Source organism: Kitasatospora sp. NPDC040550 (assembly GCF_055594965.1).
In genome coordinates this window covers 174381-193987 of the sequence record NZ_JBVIWC010000009.1, presented here as the reverse complement: position 1 = coordinate 193987, position 19607 = coordinate 174381, and the positions used below count along the sequence as shown (strand labels likewise).

Sequence of the window (19607 nt, the reverse complement as noted above, 5' to 3'; positions counted from 1 at the left end):
GGTAGGAGGGGGGGGAGTTTCGTATTTGGATGTTGGTGTTCCCCTTTTTGTTTTCTTCTCCCCCCCCCCCCCCCGATCTTGGCGGCTCCCCGTTCTTGTGCGTAGGAAGTCAGCCCGGCCGACTTCCTACGCAGAGATGGGGATACGAGACGGATTGTTCTTAACGGCGCCGCTTCGGTGAGGCCGAAGCGGCGCCGTTGAAAAGATGAGGTGAGACGGGTATCGGGCACTTGGATCGAAACAACCGAAAAGGACTGAAAACCACGCGCGGCCTCCTCGGATATCCGAGGAGGCGCCGCAATGGTCGCCGTGTACCTCAGGCCGGGGCCATCGGGGCCGTCAGCCGCCGTCGCCAGTTTTCGTCACTCTGACGCGAATTTGCTGGGATTGACTGCCCTGGTTGCCCATGTCTGAGATGCTGAGGGTTCATCGAGGGAGGCTTCGGCAATGCAGTGGAAGATCCACGGGGAACGTCCGATCTACGAGAACCCATGGGTGAACCTGTGGCTGGCCGATGTCGAACAACCCGACGGTGACCGCTGGGAACACCACGTGGTCAAACTGCGGCACCTCGCTGTGGCAGCCGTAGTGAACGACCAGAGGCAGGTCCTCATGATGTGGCGGCACCGCTTCATCACCAACACCTGGGCCTGGGAACTCCCGATGGGTCTCATCGAGCCGGATGAGACCCCGGCAGAGGCGGCGGCCCGTGAGACGCTGGAGGAGACCGGCTGGAAGGTCGGTGAGGTCAAGCCGCTGATCTATGCCCAACCGGCCAACGGAATCACGGACTCGGAGCACTTCGTCTTCCGGGCCGATGCTGTCGAGTGCGTGGGTCCGCCGACAGAGCGCAACGAATCCGACCGAATCGAGTGGATCCCCCTGTCCGAGCTGCGCGGCATGATCGACCGCCGAGAGATCGTCAGCAGCGGCACGCTTGTAGGCGTGCTGTACCTGCTGCTGAATGAGGCCGGCCTTTGATCACCCGGCCATGTCGGTGATCCGGTTGGTCAGTTCCGCTGCGGGGGCGCTGCTGCGGTAGGGCCTGAGGAGCTGACAGAGCTCTTGGAGGTGGGACGTCACCCTGGGGGAGTCGACAGCTGCTGCCAGTGCGAGGGCCTTCGTAGCAGTGGTGCATGCCAATTCGACCTCTTGCCTCTGGAGTTGGGTGCGCGCAAGCCAGAAGGTGTGGAACGCGCGCCCTCGAAGATTCGCCATCGGCTCGGCTTCCAGTCCTTCGGCGATAAGAGGCTCAGCAGCTTCGGCTTCACCCAGCTGGCCAAGGGCGATGCCGGTATCCACGGTGAGCTTGGTGCGGTCGAAATACTGAACCCAGCCAGGGTCGTCGTCACCGTCGGCGATGCGCTCGAAGTGTTGATGTGCCTCGGTGATCGCGCGATGGGCTGCCTCCCGATCGTGCGCACTTGCGTGGCCGAAGGCTTCACGCATCGACAGCATGGCCAGCACCCGGGGTGTACCAGCCGCAAGGCGCGCGTTGTCCTGTGCAGCTCGGGCCAGCGTGATCGCGTCCTGCGGCTTGTCCTGGTATGTCGCCTGGAGGCTCAGGCAGGCAAGCACATTGGCGATGAACGTTCGGTCATCGATTTCTCGCGCGAATCGAAGCGATTCGGCGAAATAACCCTGCGCCGCGCTGTACTGCCGCGCGTCGAAGTACGTCCAGCCGGCAAGGCGGGCGAGCTCGGCTGCGATGGCGTGGAGACTGTGCCGGTAGTTCGGGTCGGCGGTGTCCCGCATGACGCCCGTGACGTACCTGAGTTGGCCGATCACCGCAGGGCGGAGCGTCTCGCCGCCGTGTTGGTCGTCTCGCATCCAGTAGTCCTCGATGGACACCTGGAGGGAGCGAAGGACATTTGGCGTGACCCTGGATCCGGCTGCGATGGCCAGGATGTCATCCACGTCGCCTCCTGGTGATCCATCCCTGGTCGGCCGTGAATGAGGTACAGGCTCGACCGCCGAAGGCGACCCTCCATGGGAGACGGTTGGCTGTTCCCAATCGCGGTCTGCCAGGCCGAGCATGTGGCCGGGAATTCGTAAGCCATCCGCGATGCGTTCGATGACGGCCATGTTGGTGATCTTCGGCCGTCCCTTCATCACTTCCCCCACCCTGCTGGGCGTCAGCTCACACGCCCGGGCGATGCGTGAAGGGTGGAACCCCGCTCTGCGCTTGGCAAGTTGGAAGATCCGCGCGAAGTCTCGATCCGCACAGGCTGCCCTCATCTCGGGGTCGGCAAGCAGACGACGAGGAAGCCCGGGCGGCCCCATTGACTCACTCACGACCGGCCCCCAGCAGCAGAAGGATCATCGCTCAGTGTTACTTGAGATAACTGACCGCAAGTTTACCCATCGTGGGTACACACGCTGGCCTTATCTCAAAGCAGCCGCCTCGGGATTCTGGTGGTCGTCCGGCGAGATGCCCGGAGCACCCGACTGAGACGGCCCCACCAATGAACTACATCGACACCGCCACGATCCCGAAGCCGCACACCTGGGATGTCGAGCCGAACCCGGCGACCATCCGGCCGACGCGTCAACGGGTCCGGTCCATCGCTGTTTCTTGGCGTGTTCCGTTGACGGACAACGCCTTGCGGGACGCGGAGTTGTGCACTGCCGAGTTGCTGGCCAACGCCATCGAGCATGTGCAGGCGCGTTGCCGCGTCGCGGTCCAGTGGACCGGCACCCGCCTGCGGGTCGAGGTCGCGGACTACAGCCCGCAGCCGCCGGTGAGCAAGGCGGCGGACGACATGGCCTCCGGCGGCCGCGGCCTCCTCCTGGTCGAGGCGCTGTCCCACTCCTGGGGTTGGCACCCGGTGGAGGCCGGCAAGGTGGTGTGGTTCGAGGTGGCCCCCGACGAGCGCGTGACGGGAGACGCGCGGCTCGCCGCACTCGTCCTCGCGGCTCAGGTTCGGGCGCAGCAAGTGGGGCGGACATCCGAGAACGAACTGACGGCGGAGGTCGTGCGGTGACCTCGCCCATGGCCTTGTCCCGGTACGAGATCCGCCTGATCGGCTCCCGGAGCCTCCACTTCGTCCTGTTGGAGTGTTGGGGCATCCACGACCGCGAGCAGCACGAGTACGTGCGCGTTCCGGGCTCCTCGGACCGGATCAGGCGTTTCTACGCCAAGGCGGCCGCCGAGGCCTACCTGCGCCACTCCGGCGCCTGACGGATCACTCAGAGGAGGAGAAGTGCACGACCTCATCGCCAGCCCGTTCCTGGACGAGTACGTGTTGGTGCGACCCGGTAGCCGCGGCGGCCTCCGGCTGCCGCAGGCCGACTACGAAGAACTACGCGTCCACAACCGCGCCCAGGTGGCCCCCTCGTGGCTTGTGGAGGCCGTGGGCGCACAGTGGGCCGACCTGGACGTCGCTGGACTGCCGACGGCCGAGTTCCTGTTGGTCCGGCAGCCCTCCTCGTGGGGGTACTCCCGGGCGTCGTGGGAGATCAATCTCGGCTGCAACTACGCCTGCAAGCACTGCTACCTGGGGCTCAAGGTCAACTCGGGCATGCCGCTGGCGGACAAGCTCACCTGCCTGCGGATCATGGCCGAAGCCGGTGTGCTGTGGCTCCAGATCACCGGCGGCGAGCCCACTGTGGACAAGGACTTCATCGCCTCCTATCGGACCGCGTTCGAGCTGGGCATGATGATCACGGTCTCGACGAACGCCTCGCTGCTGTGGCGCGAGAACCTGCTCGGCCTCTTCCGGGAGTGCCCGCCCTACCGGGTCACGGTGTCGATGTACGGCGCGACGAAGGCCAGCTACGAGGAGCTGACGCAACGGCCGGGCGCCTGGGACCTGTTCGTCCAGGGGATGAACGCCGCCCGCCACGCCAAGCTGCCGCTGCGGATGAGCATCGTCGTCACCGAGGACAACGCGCACGAGGAACAGGCGATGGTCGACCTGTGCCGGTCGTGGGGGCTGGAGTACAACGTCTTCACCAACATGACGCCGACGATCTACGGCGGCGCCGAGTCGCTGACCGCGCAGTCCAAGGAGCACCTGCGGATGCGACGACCGTTCGCCGGGTGCAATGCGGGCCACACGTTCTTCCATGCCGACCCGCATGGGCTGGTGTCCATCTGCAAGATCGGCCGTGACGACCAGGTCAGCCTTCCAAGCGAGGGGATCAACGGCCTCGCCCGGCTCGGCGCCATTGCCGACCGTCTCATGCTTCGCACCGGTGGCTGCTCCGGCTGCCAGCTCTCGGGGTCGTGCACCGTGTGCCGGCCGCTGGCCAAGCACTACCAGGAGGCGAAGGCACCACTCAGTTCCTACTGCCAGCACGGAATCAAGAAGGGTTGAACATGACCGCTGTAACTGTCGAACTCTCCCCGAGGCGCCCGCTGCCGGGCGACGGCCCGTCCCAGCGCCTGCCGTACCTGACGCGGCCCCTTCAGGCCCCCACCCAGTCGGTCAGCGAGATCACCGCTGTGGCTGACCTGGACGACATCATGGAGTCGATCAAGTGCTCGTGCTCCGCAGGCGACGACAACCCGCACTGATCGCGATCGGTCAGTAACGCTCAGGCCCTGACGCGGCTCGCGTCAGGGCCTGAGCCCTTCATGGGAGCCGAGTAGCGTGGGTTCATGGGATTCCACTGGGACTGGATGCGCCTCCGCATGTCCGTGCCGTACCTGCCGACGCTCGGCCCCCTGCACCCCGAGGTCCTGAGCCCGGAGCTGATGGAGGACGTGCTCGCCGTCGCCGGCACCAGGGAGTTTCTGCCCCACGACAAGGACCGGCGATGGTCCGGCCGCAAAGGCGAGTGGGTCGTGGTGGACGACATCATCCAGGACCGGGAACGAACCCTGATCCCGACCCTCACCGACCGTGGAGTCCTACGGGTTCACCTCTACGGGTCCCGGGGACACCTGCTCGAAGCCCGGGAAGCAGCCGCCAAGCTCGCCGCTGTCCACGGAACCGAGAAGGCCCGAGTCGTGTGGTTCCAAGAAGACCCGGACGCCCGTGCCGCATGCAACCGGGTCCAACTCAGGACCTTCGACCGTTCCGCTCCTGCCGTGGATGGGATCGAGGTCCTGTTTAGCACGCCCACAGAAGCGGTGGACAGCTTCGACGTCTTCTCCGAAAGGCTCGCCGACGAGGGGTTCGCCTTCCTGAACTCCAGGCTCGACACCGTCGGCCCGGTCCTGGTCGCGGTGCGGAACGGCCGGGTGGTCGGTGCCATCGGCCCGATGGAGACGATGTCTGATCCGATCGGTCAAGTCCGGCTCCTGCCACAGTACTTCGGGGTCCTGCCCGAGTGTCGAGGTCTTGGGCTCGGGCGTCGGTTGTGGCGCGCCGCGATGCACTGGGGGCAGGAGCACGGCGCGGACTACCAGCTGCTGCAGACCACCGTCGGTGGCCCATCCGACCGGCTGTGCCGGAGTGACGGGTTGATCGATCTCGGGTTCGTCTGTGCCTTGGACGCCTGAGAGGCCAGGAGGGCGGAGCGGGCGCGGGTGGCGCCTCTGGTGGCTGCGGAGGTGGTGCAGCCGTTGGTGGCCGGTCGTTGCGCGGGGCCGGCGCAGGTGCGGCAGGTGCCGGGGCGGGGGACGGGATCGCGGCACTCGCTGCATTCGGTGTAGCGGGCGGCGGGAGGGCGTTCCGGGGTTCGGGGTGGCGGGAGTTTGTGCCGCAGGCGGTAGCCGAGCACGGCTGGTGCCGAGTGCAGGGGGGTGGGCAGGCCCGGTAGCAGGGCTTGGGCCAGGTCGGCCGGGGTGCTGCCGCGTTGGAGCCATTGGGCGACCAGGGGTGCCAGCTGTTCCGCCTCGGATTGGCCCAGGCGGAGCCGGGGTTCGGGGCGGATCACCCGGTACAGGGTGTCCATCGCTTCGCGGAGTTGTTCGTCCGGGGGTGGGGGGAGGGTGGTTTCTCGGTCCGGTTTCTTTACTACGGGGTGGTCTGCGCGGCCGGTGGTCGGTGCACCGGGTGCCGGGCGGGTGGCAGCCGGTGGCCTCGGCCGGGGGAACGGGGTGTCGTAGACGTGGTTCTCGGTGCGGACGGTGCCGTCGGGCATGCGGATCGTCTCGACTCGGTAGAAGCCGGCGTCGGTTAGTTCCTTGAGGGCCTTGCGAATTGCTCCCCGGCCCTGGGGGCTGGTGTCGGCCATGTGGCGGCCGTCCTCGCGCCAGCCGTCGGGGCGGGAGAGGAGGTCGGCGAGGAGGCCTCGGGCGGTGTAGCTCAACTTCCGGTACTGCAACACGGTGTTGGGCAACACGGTGAAGTGACGTGCGTGTTGGGTACGATGTACTCGCATCGGGAGTGCTCGCTCCTGGTACCGGACCCCGGGGTGTTGGTAGCACCGCCGGGGTCAACTGTTTTCCGTTTGAGTACGGAACGTAACACGTCACCGGAATGCGCAACTGCCCCTCGGTGTAAGCGTGTTTATCGCACTTTCAGGCGAGGGTGACCGCGTCCAGGGAGGCAGCGGTGGCGGCGCGGACGAGGGCCTGCATGAGGCGGAGGTCGGTGCCCTGTTCGGGGTGCCACTGGACGCCGACGGTGAAGCCGGGGCCCTCGACGGCCTCCACGGTGCCGTCCGGGGCGAGGGCGCTGACGCGCAGGCCGGTGCCGAGGCGGTCGACGGCCTGGTGGTGGAAGGTGGGGACGGAGAGTTCGCTCTCCGGCAGCAGCCCGCCGACCAGCGTGCCGGGCACCGGTCGTACCAGGTGGGCGCCGTAGCACCCCGGCGTGCCCGCGTGGACGTCCACGTCGAGGACGTCCGGCAGGTGCTGCACCAGCGTCCCGCCGCAGACCACGTTCAGCACCTGCATGCCCCGGCAGATGCCCAGCAGCGGCATGCCCGCCGCCAGGGCGCCGCGCAGCAGCGCGACCTCCCAGGCGTCGCGTTCGGGGGAGTCGACGTCCGTCAACGGGTGGGCGGGTTCCCCGTAGTACGCCGGGTCGATGTCCGGGCCGCCGGCGATGACGAGGGCGTCGAGCCGGGCGAGCGCCTCGGGGGCGCGCTCGGGGGCGTCGGGCGGGAGCAGGACGGCGATCCCGCCGGAGTCCTGCACGTAGGCGGTGTACCGCTCCGGCACCAGGGCGACGCGACGGCCGCGCCAGTCGCTCCAACTCGCGTCCACCAGGTAGGTGCTGACACCGATGAAAGGCCTGCGATCCATGGCGCGCATTCTCCTCCCGTACCGTCCGGTACTTCGTCAATCACGCGCGTCGGCGCGCCACACCCGTCCGCCCTCTTCCGCCCCGTGAGCCGCAGGCCGTACGGTTCGCTGTGACCGCTTGATCTCGAAGAGTGATCGTGGAGGAGGAGGGTTTCGGCATGCCCGAGAACGCCATGCCCGAGAACGCCCCCGCGGGTTCGCGGCCCCGGCCGCCACTGACCCTGGACGAGCTGCGTGTCCTGGTGGACGCGGGCGAGGTGCACACCGTCGCGCTCGCCTTCACCGACATGCAGGGCCGGTTGCAGGGAAAACGGTTCGCCGCCCGCTTCTTCCTCGACGAGGTCGCGGAGAACGGCGCCGAGGCCTGCGACTACCTGCTCGCCGTGGACGTCGACCTGAACACCGTGGACGGCTACGCCTTCTCCTCCTGGGCCACCGGCTACGGCGACTTCGCGATGCGCCCCGACCTCGGCACCCTGCGGCTGACGCCCTGGCAGCCCGGCACCGCCCAGGTCACCGCCGACCTGGCCCGGCACGGCGGCCACCCGGTGGACGCCGCCCCGCGCCAGCTGCTGCGCCGCCAGCTCGCCCGGCTCGCCGAGTACGGGCTGGCCGCCGACATCGGCACCGAACTGGAGTTCCTGGTCTTCCGCGACACCTACGAGCAGGCCTGGCTGGGCGGTTACCGCGGCCTCACCCCGGCGAACCTCTACAACGTGGACTACTCGATGCTGGGCACCGCCCGGGTCGAGCCGCTGCTCGCCCGGATCCGCAACGAGATGGCGGGCGCCGGGCTGACCGTCGAGTCCGCCAAGGGCGAGTGCAACCTCGGCCAGCACGAGATCGCGTTCCGCTACTCCGACGCCCTCACCACCTGCGACCAGCACAGCGTCTACAAGACCGGCGCCAAGGAGATCGCCGCCCAACAGGGCTGCGCGCTCACCTTCATGGCCAAGTACGACGAGCGCGAGGGCAACAGCTGCCACATCCACCTGTCGCTGCGCGACGCCGTCGGCGCCCCCGCCTTCGCCGACCGGGACGGCCGGATGACCGACACCATGCGGCACTTCCTGGCCGGGCAGCTGGCCGCGCTGCGCGAGTTCAGCCTGCTGTACGCGCCGAACATCAATTCCTACAAGCGCTACCGCCCGGGCTCCTTCGCCCCGACCGCCGTCGCCTGGGGCCGGGACAACCGCACCTGCGCCTACCGGGTGGTCGGCCACGGCCCGGCCCTGCGGATGGAGAACCGGGTGCCCGGCGGCGACGTCAACCCGTACCTCGCGGTGGCCGGGATGATCGCCGCCGGACTGGACGGCCTGCAGCGCAAGCTCGACCTGCCCGCGCCCTGCCTGGGCAACGCCTACGGGGTGGAGGAGTACGCCCGGGTGCCCGGATCGCTGCGCGAGGCAGCCGAGTTGTGGGCGGGCAGCGAACTGGCCCGGACGGCCTTCGGGGGCGACGTGGTCGAGCACTACCTGAACATGGCCCGGGTCGAGCAGGCCGCCTACGACGGGACCGTCACCGACTGGGAGCGCTACCGCTCCTTCGAACGGATGTGAGCCGTGACCGATCCGACGAGCGCCGTCCGCGACCCCGCGACCGGCGCCCGGGCCCGGACCCGCCGCGCCACGTCACCGAGGCCGCGAACGTCTTCATCCACACCGAGGAGTGACGGTCCATGACCGAGCAGGACGACATCGTCTGCCGCCGCCTGGCCGGCCGCACCGCGGTGGTCACCGGCGCGGGCAGCGGGATCGGCCTGGCCGCGGCCCGCCGGCTCGCCTCGGAGGGCGCCAAGGTGGTCTGCGCGGACCTGGACGAGGAGACCGGACGGGCCGCCGCCAAGGCGGTCGGCGGGCTGTTCGTGCACACCGACGTCACCGACCCGTACATGGTCGAGGCGCTGTTCGACGAGGCGTACGAGACCTACGGCAGCGTGGACGTCGCGTTCAACAACGCGGGCATCTCCCCGCCGGAGGACGACTCGATCCTGACCACCGGCCTGGACGCCTGGCGGAAGGTCCAGGAGGTCAACCTGACCTCGGTCTACCTGTGCTGCAAGGCGGCGCTGCCGTACATGCGCCGGCACGGGCGCGGCTCGATCATCAACACCGCCAGCTTCGTGGCCCGGATGGGCGCGGCCACCTCGCAGATCTCGTACACCGCCTCCAAGGGCGGGGTGCTGGCGATGTCCCGGGAACTGGGCGTGCAGTTCGCCCGGGAGGGGATCCGGGTGAACGCGCTGTCGCCCGGGCCGGTGGACACCCCGCTGCTGCGCGAGCTGTTCGCCGCGGACCCGGAGCGGGCGGCCCGCCGACTGGTGCACGTCCCGCTCGGCCGGTTCGCCCGGGCCGAGGAGATCGCCGCCGCGGTGGCCTTCCTCGCCAGCGACGACTCCTCGTTCATCACCGCGAGCGAGTTCCTGGTGGACGGCGGCATCTCCGGGGCGTACGTCACCCCGCTGTAGGCCCGCGCCCCCGGCCCGCGCCGGTGCCCCGCCGGGGGCTTCTCACCGTAATCTCATCGAAAACCACCGGAATTCCCGGCTGCGCTGATTTCGCGTTTATCCGGCTACCTTTAGATTCTTTGCTGTGAGCGAGCAGATCCCCGCCGGGTGGTACCCGGACCCGAAGAACACCGGCGACCCGAGACCGCAGCGCTGGTGGGACGGCAAGGGCTGGACGGCCGACACCCGGCCCGCACCCTCGGACGCCCCGCAGCCGGAGCCCCCGGCCGCGGCGGCCCCGGGGCCGGAGACGGCCGAACAGCCCAGGGTGCTGGAGGGCGAGGTCCTGGACAGCGGCCCGACGGTCCGCTACCCGGAACCGCCGCCCTTCGGCACCGCCTACGGGGTGCCCGGCGAGGTGCCGCGCAAGCCGCGCCGCAAGCCGTCCAAGCTGGTGCTGGCCACCGTCGTGGCCGCCGTGCTCGGCCTGGGCGCCGGCTCCGGGATCACCTACCTGGCGATGGACGGCCACGACAACGGCCGGACGCAGCGCAGTGCCGCCCGCAACCAGCCGGCCCCGAACGGCGACGGGCCGTTCGGCTTCCCCGGCTTCGGCGGCGGGAGCGGTGGCAACGGCGGGAACGGGAACGGCGGCAACGGCGGGAACGGCAACCCCGGCGGAAGCGGTGGCGGCAACGGCAGCGGGAAGTCCAGGCCGGGCGCCAACAAGGCGATCGACATGGTGAACGGGCTCACCCTGCCCACCCCCTCCGGCTGGCAGGCGGGCACCACCAACGACGGCTACGCCGCGCTGACCGTCGGCGCCTACACGTGCCCGGACGGCACCGACAAGTGCACCCTCGGCGGGGTGAACACCGGCCGGATCAGCGGCGGCGGCACCGACGCCCAGGCGGCGGCGAAGGCCGACATCGACAAGGCCGTCAAGGACTCCTACGGCGACGTCACCGGCCACCAGGAGCTCAAGTCCGAGGCCGTGAAGGTCAACGGCCAGGACGGCTACCTGGTCCGCTGGAAGGTGGACGCGGCCAAGGGCAACAGCGGCTACGTCCAGACCGTGGTCTTCCCGACCGCGGACGGCAAGGCGCTGGTCTCGGTGCACTTCGGCTTCGACATCGCCGACAAGGCACCGGACGTCGGCGTGATGGACACCATCGTGAAGGGCATCGCCGACTTCAAGGGCAAGATCCCGGGCGTGCCCGGCCTGCCCGGCCTGCCGGGCTCCGGCTCCGGCACGGGCGGTGGTTCCGGCACGGGCAGTGGTTCCGGCAGCGGCAGCGGGTCCGGCTCCGGCAGCAGCCCGGACGGCGGCCCGGACGGCTCCGGTACGTCCACCACCTGAGCCCCCCGCTCCCTCACATCGCGACGGCCCGCCCGGGAGGAATCCTCCCGGGCGGGCCGTCGCCGTTCACCGCACGGCGCGGGGGAGCCACGGAACCGGACCGGACGGGGGTGGGCCGGCCCGGCTCCGCGTCGTCCGGCGTCAGGAGTCGCGTCGAACAGCCTCGACGCGACGGCGCCGGAGCACCATGCCGGCCCAGCCGACCCCGAGCGCGGCGGCGCCGGCGAGCAGCAGCGGGCCGGTGGCGGAGGTGCCGCCGACGGCCGCCGAGGTGGTCGGGAGGGGCTGGCCGGCCGGGGCGTTCGGGTCCCCGCCGTGCCCGTGGTGGGCGACCGTGGACCGGGGCGCGTCGGCCGCGATCTGGGCGTCGCTGGGCGCGGCCGGGGCGGCGAACGAGGAGACGGCCGGGGCTCCGGCGGCGGTGCCGGACTTCCCGAAGTCGACGTCCGAGCAGCTGTAGAACGCCTCCGGGCTGTCGCTGCGCTGCCAGATCATGTAGAGCAGCTGGCGGCCGGTGCGCTGCGGCAGGGTGCCCGGGTAGGTGTAGTACCCGTTGGTGGCGGTCCGGTCGACCTGCACCTGGGCCACCGGGGTGGGGTCGAGGTCCGACCACTTGAGCGGCTTGGTCGGGTCGTAGCCCGGCTTGGTGATGTAGACGGTCTGGGTGCCGACGTGCGGCGCGGTGGTGCGGAACTGGAAGGTGAAGCTGCCGGCGCTGACCGGGGTGGCCGGCCAGTCGGTGCGGGGCCAGTCCAGGGCCGCGTACTTGTCGCGGTTGGCCGAGCAGAGCTTGCCGTCCGGGATCAGCGCCTGGTGGTTGCCGTTGGCGTTGGCGATGTTGACCTCGTTCCAGTCGTACAGCGGCTGGGTGCCGCTGGCGGCGACGAGGTCCTTGCAGACCTGGGACACCGGGTGCTCGGGGCCCTCGGCGTAGCAGGCGGCGATGCGGCTGACCGGGCCGGTCATGGTGCCGTGGGCACTGGCGGTACCGGCGGTGGTCGCGGCCACCGCGAGGACCGCGGCGCCGACCACGCCGACGGACAGGGCACTTCGCTTGATGGACATGGGGTGGGGACTCCTTGGCCGTCGTTCCGGGCGGGTGTGGGGGAGCGGACACGCCTGCCCGTTCGGGGGCCGCCGGCCCGGATCGCGGGCCCCCGGCCAGAGCGTAGGATTGGTCTGGACCATAAGGCAATAGCTCGGCGTGATGCGGTTGTTGACGGACTGTAGGCGCCCGAGCAGCGCAAAGGCCCGATGGGACACCGGGGTTAGGTGTTCCATCGGGCCCGCTTAAGGCTGGGGAAAGGTCAGTGCTGCACCTTGTTGATGCTGCCGGCCTGGATCACGTTTCCGTTGTTGCCGCCGCTGATCGTGTTGTAGATGTACGTCGATCCGGGCTCCTGCCGGGGGACGAACTCCGCCAGGATCTCCCGGAGTTCCTCCGCCGCCTCCGGGTGCTCGCGGAACAGCCGGCGCAGCCTGGTGCGCAGTACGGCCGTCTGGTCCGCCAGGGCGTCCTCGTCGTCGCCGGCCTCCAGCACCTCGGCCCGGATCACCTCCAGCTCGGTGCCGGCCGCCTCGTCCTCCTCGCCGCGCCCGAACATCCGGGAGACCCGCGAACTGACCTGCTGCCAGGCCGCAGTGGCCATCAGTCCGGCCAACGAAGAGGCGCCCGACGTCACCATCTGCTGGACGATCTCGGCTTCCATGCTGCTCCCTCGTCGTTCTTCGTGTCGGCAACCACGGTAGGGCAGGGCCGGACGAACCGTCAGAGGAACGTCTTCCCCTCGCCCCGGTAGGTGGGGACGGTGCGGACGATCCGGTCCCCCTCGATCAGGTGCAGTTCGGCGAAGCGTTCGCACAGCTCGCCCGCCTTGGCGTGCCGGAACCAGACCCGGTCGCCGATCAGCAGGTCGTCGGCGGCCGGGCCGATCAGCGGGGTCTGCACCTCACCGGCGCCCTCCATCGGGTCGTACTGCAGGCCCGGCGGCAGGTACGGCACGGGGGCGCGGTCCGGTCCGGTCGGGCCGGAGGCCGGGTAGCCGCCGCCGAGCACCGTGACCACCCCGACGCCGGGGCGGCGCACCACGGGCTGGCCGAACAGGGCGGCCGGGCGGCCCCGGAAGACGCGGTAGTTGTCGAACAGCTGCGGCTGGTAGAGCCCCGAGCCGGCGGCGACCTCGGTGACGGCGCGCTCGGCGACGGTGGACTCCACGCTGCCGGTGCCGCCGCCGTTGACGAACTCCAGCTCGGTGACCTGCCGCAGTCGCCGCACCACGGCCGCGCGCCGCTCGGCCAGTTCGGTCCGGGCCCGGCTCTGCATCAGCCGGACCACCTGCGAGCGCACCGGCCGCCCGGGCACCCGGTCCCCCACCCCGGCCACGTGCCCCTCGTACGCCATCAGGCCGACCACCCGGAACCCGGGCCGGCGCTGGACGAGTTCGGCGAAGTCGCCGAGCTCCTCCGGGGTGCGCAGCGGCGAGCGCCGGGCGCCGACCCGGACCCGGCCGCCGAACAGGTGCAGCGCGGTGTCCAGTTCCAGGCAGACCCTGACCTCGGCGTCGCCGGTGCGGGCCTTGTCGACGAGGTCCAGCTGGGCCGGGTCGTCCAGGACGACGGTGACCCGTTCGGCCAGCTCCTGGTCGCCGGTCAGTTCGGCGTAGCCGGTGCGGTCGGTGGAGGGGTACGCGAGCAGGACGTCGCGCACGCCGGTGCGGGCCAGCCAGAGCGACTCGTCCAGGGTGAAGCTCATCACCCCGGCGAAGCCGTCCACGGCCAACGCCCGGTCCAGCAGGGCCCGGCAGCGCAGTGACTTGCTGGCGACCCGGATCGGCTTGCCGCCCGCCCGGCGCACCAGGTCGGCGGCGTTGGCGTCGAAGGCGGCGAGGTCCACGACGGCCACCGGCCCGTCCAGATGGGCGGTGGCCCGGTCGTAGCGGTGCCGGTCCGTGACAGGGGTACGCGCAACGAGGATGGGCATGGGCGCAGGGTGCCACAGTGCGCTACCGGTGGGTAGGGGTTGTGTGCAGGGAAATGCGGACGGCGGTGCCCGGTGGCATAGGGTCGGCCGGGTGGACCGCAAAGACTTCTCCAACCCGGCGTTCGTCGGCAAGAGCATCCCGAATCCCGGCTTCTCCGACGACGACGGCACGGCGGACGCGGCCCTGACCGGGGCCCTGGCCCGCTGGTCGCAGGACCGTACGGCCGAGCCCGAGGTGCTGGCGGCGCTGACCCCGACCCGGCTGATGGTCCCGATCGTGGCCGTCCTGGGCGAGGTCGAGGTGGACGAGCACGGGCACAAGCACGACAAGTCCAGTGACATGGCCGTCCCGGTGCTGGAGGCCCCGGACGGGCGCCGCGCGCTGCCGGCCTTCACCTCGCTGGAGGCGCTCGCCCGTTGGCGGGCCGACGCCCGCCCGGCGCCGACCGCGGCCCCGCAGGCCGCGATGGTCGCCTTCTCCGAGCGCGCCGACACCCTGCTGATCGACCCGGCTGGGCCGGTGCCGTTCCTGCTGTCCGGTGCCCGGCTGCGGGCGCTGGCGGAGAACCGTCCCTACCTGCCGCCGGTCCGGGACCCGGATGTGCGGGAGGCGGTCCGGGTGCTGCTGGCGGCCGAGCCGCAGGTGGTCAGCGGGCTGCTGGCGCCTTCGGAGGACTCGGACGGGGTGCTCGCGGTGGTGTTCGACCCGGCGCTGGACCAGGCGGGGCTGCAGGAGGCCGCGCAGCGGGTCGGCCGGGCGGTGGCCGGGGACCCGGTGCTGCGGGTGCGGCTGGACCGGGGGCTGGACCTCGCGGTGCTGCCGGCCGACGCGCAGCTGCCGGGGGAGCCGCTGTACCGGCGGTAGACACGATGCGAGAGGACCACCTACGACATTTCGTAGGTGGTCCTCTCGATCCCGCTCAGCTGTAGACCGGCCCGGTGAACTTCTCGCCCGGCCCGGTGCCCGGCGCGTCCGGCACCAGCGAGGCCTCGCGGAAGGCCAGCTGCAGCGAGCGCAGCCCGTCCCGCAGCGGGGCCGCGTGGAAGTTGCTGATCTCGGGGGCGCCGGCGGTGACCAGCCCAGCGAGCGCGGTGATCAGCTTGCGGGCCTCGTCCAGGTCCTTGTCCTTCTCGCCGCCCTCGGCCAGACCGCACTTGACCGCGGCCGCGCTCATCAGGTGCACCGCGACGGTGGTGATCACCTCGACCGCCGGGACCTCGGCGATGTCGCGGGTGAGGTCGTCGAAGCCGATCGCGTCGTCGTCCGTGCCGGGGGTCTGGGTGGGCTCGCTGCTCAAGGGGGGCTCGTTCCGTCGTGCGGTGTGGGTACAGGTGGAGCGTACAAGGGGGGCCGGAGCGCGCGGGGAGGGCCCGGGAGGGCAGTGCGCCGCGCCGGAGTCCGGCGGAACGGGGGCGGAATGGCGTTCGACAGCGCGACGCTGTAAGCTTCGAGACTGACCGGCCGGGATCCCGCATGGGCGCCTGGCCAGCAAGTGGAGGCTCCACTGCGAGGAGGCCCGAGAGGGCAACCGCGAAAGTCTCCCACCTGATCGGCTTCACGGTCGACGGGTCCCGGTCCGCGACGGGCGCCACGGCGCCGAGTCGCCCGCAGCGTCCCTCACCGGATGCCGCCCCCGGTTGTGTGGAGCCCCGCTTGTACCGAGCGGGGCTTTTTTCGTGTGGCGGTGCACGCGGTGCCGAGAGGTGCCGGGCAGCGCAGCACGAATGAAGCCCCGCCCAGTGGTCGAGTCCACTACGTGCGACCGCCGTCCGACGGCCGCATCGCAGAAGGTGCAACCGAGGAGGCCCCATCAGCACCGAGCCCCGCATCAACGACCGGATTCGCGTTCCGGAGGTGCGACTCGTCGGTCCCAGCGGCGAGCAGGTCGGCATCGTGCCGCTTGCCAAGGCGCTGGAGCTTGCGCAGGAGTACGACCTCGACCTGGTCGAGGTCGCGGCGACCGCCCGGCCGCCGGTGTGCAAGCTCATGGACTACGGCAAGTTCAAGTACGAGTCGGCCATGAAGGCCCGTGAGGCGCGCAAGAACCAGGCGCACACGGTCATCAAGGAGATGAAGCTCCGGCCGAAGATCGACCCGCACGACTATGACACCAAGAAGGGTCACGTCGTCCGGTTCCTCAAGCAGGGCGACAAGGTCAAGATCACGATCATGTTCCGTGGTCGTGAGCAGTCCCGCCCCGAGCTGGGCTTCCGTCTGCTGCAGCGGCTCGCCGACGACGTCCAGGACCTGGGCTTCGTCGAGTCCTCGCCGAAGCAGGACGGCCGGAACATGATCATGGTTCTTGGCCCGCACAAGAAGAAGACCGAGGCGATGGCCGAGGCCCGCGCCCTCGCGGACGCCCGCAAGGCCGAGCGACTGGGCCGGACCCCCGGCTCCGACGCCGCCGCGGACGACGACCTGGCGGCCGAGGACCTGGTCGCCGACGACCTGGTCGTCGAGGACGACGCGGCCGACGACGCCGTGACCGAGGCGCAGGACGCCCCGGTCGAGGCGCCGGCCGCCGAGGCCGAGGCCCCGGTCGAGCAGCCGGCCGCTTCCCAGGGCGCCTGAGCCGCAAGGCTCACAGTCCAGGTTCGGCCCCCAGGGTGACGGGGCGTCCCGCCCGGTCACCACAGATCCATCCAGTTCACGCCCGCGCGGCGCAGGTCGCGCGGGCGCGGACGGGACTGACGAGGAGATACGGCGAAATGCCGAAGCAGAAGACGCACAGTGGCGCCAGCAAGCGCTTCAAGATCAGTGGCTCTGGCAAGGTGCTGCGCGAGCGCGCCGGCCGCCGCCACCTCCTGGAGCACAAGCCCTCGACGCTGACCCGCAAGCTGGCCGGGACCGTCGAGCTGGCCCCCGCTGACGCCAAGAAGATCAAGAAGCTTCTCGGCAAGTGATCGCCCTCCCGCCCGGCGCGAGCCGTGTGCGGGGCAGCTGATCCTTCCCGACCCATTCGAATGACGGACCACGTGAAGTAGTCCGTGGTCCAACCCAAGGAGTAATCAAGTGGCACGCGTCAAGCGGGCAGTCAACGCCCACAAGAAGCGCCGGGTCATCCTGGAGCGCGCCAGCGGCTACCGTGGCCAGCGCTCGCGCCTGTACCGCAAGGCCAAGGAGCAGGTCACCCACTCGCTGGTCTACAACTTCAACGACCGCAAGAAGCGCAAGGGCGACTTCCGTCAGCTGTGGATCCAGCGCATCAACGCTGCGGCCCGTGCCAACGGCATCACCTACAACCGCTTCGTGCAGGGCCTGAAGGCCGCCAGCGTCGAGATCGACCGCAAGATGCTGGCCGACCTGGCCGTCAACGACCCGGGTGCGTTCGCCTCCCTGGTCGAGGTCGCCCAGAAGGCGCTGCCGGCCGACGTGAACGCCCCGAAGGCTGCCGCCGACGCCGCCTGATCTTCCGAGATCGGTTGAGCTCTGACCGGACCCGCAGGCTCTCCTGCGGGTCCGGTTCTGCGTTCCCCCCACCTCAACAAGCCTCCGTCAGCCGCCAGCGCCTCCAGAGAACGAGACCATGTCGAGCACCGAGACCCCCCTGCTCACCTCCCTGCGCTCGCCGCGGGTCGTCGCCGCCCGTCGGCTCGCCAAGCGGAACCAGCGCACCAAGGAGCGCCGCTTCCTGGTCGAGGGCCCGCAGGCCGTCCGGGAGGCCATCGCGTTCGGCCGGCTGCCGGGGACGGACGAGCACGCCGTGGTCGAGGTGTACGTGGGCCTGGAGGCCGCCGAGCGGCACGCGGACATCGTCGAGGCGGCCCTGGCCGAGGGGGTGCCGGTGCTGACCGCCACCGACGAGGTGATCGCCGACATCTGCGACACGGTGACCCCGCAGGGGATCGTGGCGCTCTGCCGCTTCATCGACACCCCGTTCGCCGAGGTCCTGGCGGCCCGGCCGAAGCTGGTGGCGATCCTCGCCCACGTGCGCGACCCCGGGAACGCCGGGACGGTGCTGCGCACCGCCGACGCGGCCGGCGCGGACGCCGTGGTGCTCACCGACGCCTCGGTCGACCTGTACAACCCCAAGGCCGTCCGGGCCTCCGTCGGCAGCCTGTTCCACCTGCCGGTGGCGGTCGGCGTGCCGGTCGAGGAGGCGGTCGGGCAGCTGCGCGCGGCCGGGGTGCGGGTGCTCGCCGCGGACGGCGCGGGGGAGCGCGACCTGGACCGGGAGCTGGACGAGGGCACCCTGGGCGCGCCCGGCGCGTGGGTGTTCGGCAACGAGGCGTGGGGGCTCCCGGAGGAGACCCGCGCGCTCACCGACGAGGTCGTGCGCGTCCCGATCCACGGGCACGCCGAGAGCCTCAACCTGGCCACCGCCGCGGCCGTCTGCCTGTACGCCTCGGCCCGGGCCCAGCGGTCGCCCGGCGGCTGCCGCTCGAACGGCTGACACACGCCCGGGCGCGCGGCGTTCTCACGTTGCAAGCCCTACTGCGGGGGCCTGGGAGGCGCTAGGGTCTGCCTCGGTGGGGGGAACGGCACGGTGGGTAATCGGGGAGGCAACCCATGGTCGGCAGCGGACCCGAGCTCGACCCGGACGACCTGCCGGACGGCCTGGTGGTCGCCGACGCGCTGGGCCGGGTGGTCCGCTTCAACCGGGCCGCGGCCCGGCTCACCGGCGTGCTCCCGGACGCCGCGCTGGGCAGCGCGCTGGAGGACGTCCTGCCGCTGGAGGACCTGGACGGACGCCGCTGGTGGCAGCTGACCGACCCGTACGGCGGCCTGGCGATCCGCACCCGCCAGCCCGAGCGCAACCTGCTGCTGCCCGGCGGCCGCGAGGTGCTGGTCTCCGCCCGGTACGTCCGGGCGGTGCCGCAGGGGCCGCTGGAGCGCCTGGTGATCGCCCTGCGCGGGACCGAGGCCCGGCGCCGCACCGAGCGCAGCCACGCCGAGCTGATCGCCACCGTCGCGCACGAGCTGCGCTCCCCGCTGACCAGCGTCAAGGGCTTCACGGCGACGCTGCTGGCCAAGTGGGAGCGGTTCACCGACGGGCAGAAGCGGCTGATGCTGGAGACGGTGGACGCTGACGCGGACCGGGTCACCCGCTTGATCGCCGAGCTGCTGGACATCTCCCGGATCGACGCCGGGCGGCTGGAGCTGCGCAAGCAGGTGGTCGACCTGGCGGCCGCGGTGCGCCGGCACGTCGAGCGCAAGGTCGCCACCGGGATCCCCGAGGAGCGCTTCGACATCCGGATCAGCGAGCCGCTGACCGTGCTGTGGGCGGACCCGGACAAGGTCGACCAGGTGCTGGCGAACCTGCTGGAAAACGCGGTGCGGCACGGCGAGGGAACTGTCACCATCGAGGTGGCACCGGCCAAGGAGGTCGTCGAGGCGCCCGTCTGGGAGCGCTCCGGCACCCCTCCCCGCATCGTGGAAGGCACCGCGGTCACCGTGAGCGACGAAGGAAGCGGCATCCCCGAGGAGTCGATGCCGCGCGTCTTCACCCGCTTCTGGCGGGGCTCCAAGCGCGGTGGCACCGGCCTGGGGCTCTACATCGTCAAGGGCATCGTGGAGGCCCACGGCGGCTCGATCCGGGTCGACCGAGCCCCCGGCGGCGGGGCCAGGTTCCGATTTATCCTGCCCGCCGGCGTACCCGACTTCATGCTCTGAGAAGAGCGCGGACGACAGACACAGCATGCTGTGGTCGGTGGCCGGACGGGCTTGACGGCAGCCGCG

The 19607-nt window shown here is 70.7% G+C and carries 22 protein-coding genes; 15 read left to right on the top strand and 7 right to left on the bottom strand.

The window, feature by feature from the left end:
- Nucleotides 1-447: 447 nt before the first annotated feature.
- Entirely contained in the window at nucleotides 448-981 is a 534-nt protein-coding gene (locus tag ACZ58X_RS16230; protein WP_470334273.1) for an NUDIX hydrolase, read from the top strand.
- On the opposite strand, the gene ACZ58X_RS16225 is transcribed toward ACZ58X_RS16230, so the two are convergent.
- Nucleotides 982-2295, bottom strand: a complete 1314-nt coding sequence (locus ACZ58X_RS16225) for a hypothetical protein (RefSeq protein ID WP_470334272.1) — start codon at nucleotides 2293-2295, stop codon at nucleotides 982-984.
- Nucleotides 2296-2465: 170 nt separating this feature from the next.
- On the opposite strand from ACZ58X_RS16225, the gene ACZ58X_RS16220 reads away from it, so the two are divergent.
- From ACZ58X_RS16220 to ACZ58X_RS16200, 5 genes are all read left to right on the top strand, one after another.
- Nucleotides 2466-2984 (top strand): ATP-binding protein, encoded by a 519-nt coding sequence (locus ACZ58X_RS16220; protein ID WP_470334271.1) that lies wholly within the window; start codon nucleotides 2466-2468, stop codon nucleotides 2982-2984.
- A gap of 8 nt (nucleotides 2985-2992) precedes the next feature.
- Nucleotides 2993-3181 carry a hypothetical protein gene (locus ACZ58X_RS16215; RefSeq protein WP_470334270.1) on the top strand — a complete coding sequence of 63 codons (189 nt, stop codon included), beginning with the start codon at nucleotides 2993-2995 and terminating at the stop codon, nucleotides 3179-3181.
- 22 nt (nucleotides 3182-3203) lie between these two features.
- Nucleotides 3204-4319, top strand: coding sequence for a radical SAM protein (locus ACZ58X_RS16210; protein ID WP_470334269.1), 1116 nt, complete (start codon nucleotides 3204-3206; stop codon nucleotides 4317-4319).
- 2 nt (nucleotides 4320-4321) lie between these two features.
- Nucleotides 4322-4519, top strand: coding sequence for a hypothetical protein (locus ACZ58X_RS16205; RefSeq protein WP_470334268.1), 198 nt, complete (start codon nucleotides 4322-4324; stop codon nucleotides 4517-4519).
- A gap of 84 nt (nucleotides 4520-4603) precedes the next feature.
- The gene (locus ACZ58X_RS16200; RefSeq protein ID WP_470334267.1) at nucleotides 4604-5449 is read left to right on the top strand and encodes a GNAT family N-acetyltransferase; all 846 of its coding nucleotides are present in this window, start codon (nucleotides 4604-4606) and stop codon (nucleotides 5447-5449) included.
- On the opposite strand, the gene ACZ58X_RS16195 is transcribed toward ACZ58X_RS16200, so the two are convergent.
- The gene (locus tag ACZ58X_RS16195; RefSeq protein ID WP_470334348.1) at nucleotides 5350-6234 is read right to left on the bottom strand and encodes a hypothetical protein; all 885 of its coding nucleotides are present in this window, start codon (nucleotides 6232-6234) and stop codon (nucleotides 5350-5352) included. The genes ACZ58X_RS16200 and ACZ58X_RS16195 overlap by 100 nt on opposite strands.
- A 178-nt stretch (nucleotides 6235-6412) precedes the next feature.
- Complete coding sequence (locus ACZ58X_RS16190; protein WP_470334266.1) at nucleotides 6413-7141, bottom strand: gamma-glutamyl-gamma-aminobutyrate hydrolase family protein; 729 nt, start codon at nucleotides 7139-7141, stop codon at nucleotides 6413-6415.
- A 158-nt stretch (nucleotides 7142-7299) separates the two neighbouring features.
- Between ACZ58X_RS16190 and ACZ58X_RS16185 the strand changes: the two genes are divergently transcribed.
- The 3 genes from ACZ58X_RS16185 (at nucleotide 7300) to ACZ58X_RS16175 (ending at nucleotide 10947) form a co-directional block, all read left to right on the top strand.
- Entirely contained in the window at nucleotides 7300-8700 is a 1401-nt protein-coding gene (locus ACZ58X_RS16185) for a glutamine synthetase family protein (protein ID WP_470334265.1), read from the top strand.
- Between the two features lie 119 nt (nucleotides 8701-8819).
- Complete coding sequence (locus ACZ58X_RS16180; RefSeq protein ID WP_470334264.1) at nucleotides 8820-9608, top strand: 3-oxoacyl-ACP reductase; 789 nt, start codon at nucleotides 8820-8822, stop codon at nucleotides 9606-9608.
- Between the two features lie 124 nt (nucleotides 9609-9732).
- Nucleotides 9733-10947 carry a DUF2510 domain-containing protein gene (locus tag ACZ58X_RS16175; RefSeq protein ID WP_470334263.1) on the top strand — a complete coding sequence of 405 codons (1215 nt, stop codon included), beginning with the start codon at nucleotides 9733-9735 and terminating at the stop codon, nucleotides 10945-10947.
- Nucleotides 10948-11088: 141 nt separating this feature from the next.
- Here the strand turns inward: ACZ58X_RS16175 and ACZ58X_RS16170 are convergent, their stop codons facing one another.
- From ACZ58X_RS16170 to ACZ58X_RS16160, 3 genes are all read right to left on the bottom strand, one after another.
- The gene (locus ACZ58X_RS16170; protein WP_470334262.1) at nucleotides 11089-12012 is read right to left on the bottom strand and encodes a lytic polysaccharide monooxygenase auxiliary activity family 9 protein; all 924 of its coding nucleotides are present in this window, start codon (nucleotides 12010-12012) and stop codon (nucleotides 11089-11091) included.
- Nucleotides 12013-12254: 242 nt separating this feature from the next.
- Nucleotides 12255-12656, bottom strand: a complete 402-nt coding sequence (locus ACZ58X_RS16165) for a hypothetical protein (protein WP_470334261.1) — start codon at nucleotides 12654-12656, stop codon at nucleotides 12255-12257.
- A gap of 59 nt (nucleotides 12657-12715) precedes the next feature.
- Entirely contained in the window at nucleotides 12716-13927 is a 1212-nt protein-coding gene (locus ACZ58X_RS16160; RefSeq protein WP_470334260.1) for an alanine racemase, read from the bottom strand.
- Between the two features lie 91 nt (nucleotides 13928-14018).
- Between ACZ58X_RS16160 and ACZ58X_RS16155 the strand changes: the two genes are divergently transcribed.
- Nucleotides 14019-14792 carry an SseB family protein gene (locus tag ACZ58X_RS16155; protein ID WP_470334259.1) on the top strand — a complete coding sequence of 258 codons (774 nt, stop codon included), beginning with the start codon at nucleotides 14019-14021 and terminating at the stop codon, nucleotides 14790-14792.
- A gap of 55 nt (nucleotides 14793-14847) precedes the next feature.
- Here ACZ58X_RS16155 and ACZ58X_RS16150 read toward each other — a convergent pair whose 3' ends face one another.
- Entirely contained in the window at nucleotides 14848-15225 is a 378-nt protein-coding gene (locus ACZ58X_RS16150; RefSeq protein WP_360230223.1) for a DUF1844 domain-containing protein, read from the bottom strand.
- A gap of 512 nt (nucleotides 15226-15737) precedes the next feature.
- Here ACZ58X_RS16150 and infC point away from each other — a divergent pair.
- The 5 genes from infC (at nucleotide 15738) to ACZ58X_RS16125 (ending at nucleotide 19541) form a co-directional block, all read left to right on the top strand.
- A complete protein-coding gene (gene infC / locus ACZ58X_RS16145) occupies nucleotides 15738-16499 on the top strand; it encodes a translation initiation factor IF-3 (RefSeq protein ID WP_470334347.1) in 762 nt (253 codons plus the stop codon).
- Nucleotides 16500-16636: 137 nt separating this feature from the next.
- Entirely contained in the window at nucleotides 16637-16831 is a 195-nt protein-coding gene (gene rpmI, locus ACZ58X_RS16140) for a 50S ribosomal protein L35 (RefSeq protein WP_030055648.1), read from the top strand.
- A gap of 109 nt (nucleotides 16832-16940) precedes the next feature.
- Nucleotides 16941-17336, top strand: a complete 396-nt coding sequence (gene rplT, locus ACZ58X_RS16135; RefSeq protein WP_030055649.1) for a 50S ribosomal protein L20 — start codon at nucleotides 16941-16943, stop codon at nucleotides 17334-17336.
- Between the two features lie 118 nt (nucleotides 17337-17454).
- On the top strand, nucleotides 17455-18321 hold the full coding sequence (locus ACZ58X_RS16130; RefSeq protein WP_470334258.1) for a TrmH family RNA methyltransferase: 867 nt from the start codon (nucleotides 17455-17457) through the stop codon (nucleotides 18319-18321).
- Nucleotides 18322-18437: 116 nt separating this feature from the next.
- On the top strand, nucleotides 18438-19541 hold the full coding sequence (locus ACZ58X_RS16125; protein WP_470334257.1) for a sensor histidine kinase: 1104 nt from the start codon (nucleotides 18438-18440) through the stop codon (nucleotides 19539-19541).
- Nucleotides 19542-19607: the final 66 nt, after the last annotated feature.

Excerpts from the sequence above, each read along its gene's own strand:
- ACZ58X_RS16230 (WP_470334273.1), top strand. The coding sequence starts at position 448 with ATGCAGTGGAAGATCCACGGGGAACGTCCGATCTACGAGAACCCATGG.
- ACZ58X_RS16160 (WP_470334260.1), bottom strand. The coding sequence starts at position 13,927 with ATGCCCATCCTCGTTGCGCGTACCCCTGTCACGGACCGGCACCGCTAC.
- ACZ58X_RS16215 (WP_470334270.1), top strand. The coding sequence starts at position 2,993 with ATGGCCTTGTCCCGGTACGAGATCCGCCTGATCGGCTCCCGGAGCCTC.
- ACZ58X_RS16200 (WP_470334267.1), top strand. The coding sequence starts at position 4,604 with ATGGGATTCCACTGGGACTGGATGCGCCTCCGCATGTCCGTGCCGTAC.
- rpmI (WP_030055648.1), top strand. The coding sequence starts at position 16,637 with ATGCCGAAGCAGAAGACGCACAGTGGCGCCAGCAAGCGCTTCAAGATC.
- ACZ58X_RS16130 (WP_470334258.1), top strand. The coding sequence starts at position 17,455 with ATGTCGAGCACCGAGACCCCCCTGCTCACCTCCCTGCGCTCGCCGCGG.
- ACZ58X_RS16165 (WP_470334261.1), bottom strand. The coding sequence starts at position 12,656 with ATGGAAGCCGAGATCGTCCAGCAGATGGTGACGTCGGGCGCCTCTTCG.
- ACZ58X_RS16180 (WP_470334264.1), top strand. The coding sequence starts at position 8,820 with ATGACCGAGCAGGACGACATCGTCTGCCGCCGCCTGGCCGGCCGCACC.
- ACZ58X_RS16220 (WP_470334271.1), top strand. The coding sequence starts at position 2,466 with ATGAACTACATCGACACCGCCACGATCCCGAAGCCGCACACCTGGGAT.
- ACZ58X_RS16205 (WP_470334268.1), top strand. The coding sequence starts at position 4,322 with ATGACCGCTGTAACTGTCGAACTCTCCCCGAGGCGCCCGCTGCCGGGC.
- ACZ58X_RS16170 (WP_470334262.1), bottom strand. The coding sequence starts at position 12,012 with ATGTCCATCAAGCGAAGTGCCCTGTCCGTCGGCGTGGTCGGCGCCGCG.
- ACZ58X_RS16125 (WP_470334257.1), top strand. The coding sequence starts at position 18,438 with ATGGTCGGCAGCGGACCCGAGCTCGACCCGGACGACCTGCCGGACGGC.
- ACZ58X_RS16185 (WP_470334265.1), top strand. The coding sequence starts at position 7,300 with ATGCCCGAGAACGCCATGCCCGAGAACGCCCCCGCGGGTTCGCGGCCC.
- ACZ58X_RS16190 (WP_470334266.1), bottom strand. The coding sequence starts at position 7,141 with ATGGATCGCAGGCCTTTCATCGGTGTCAGCACCTACCTGGTGGACGCG.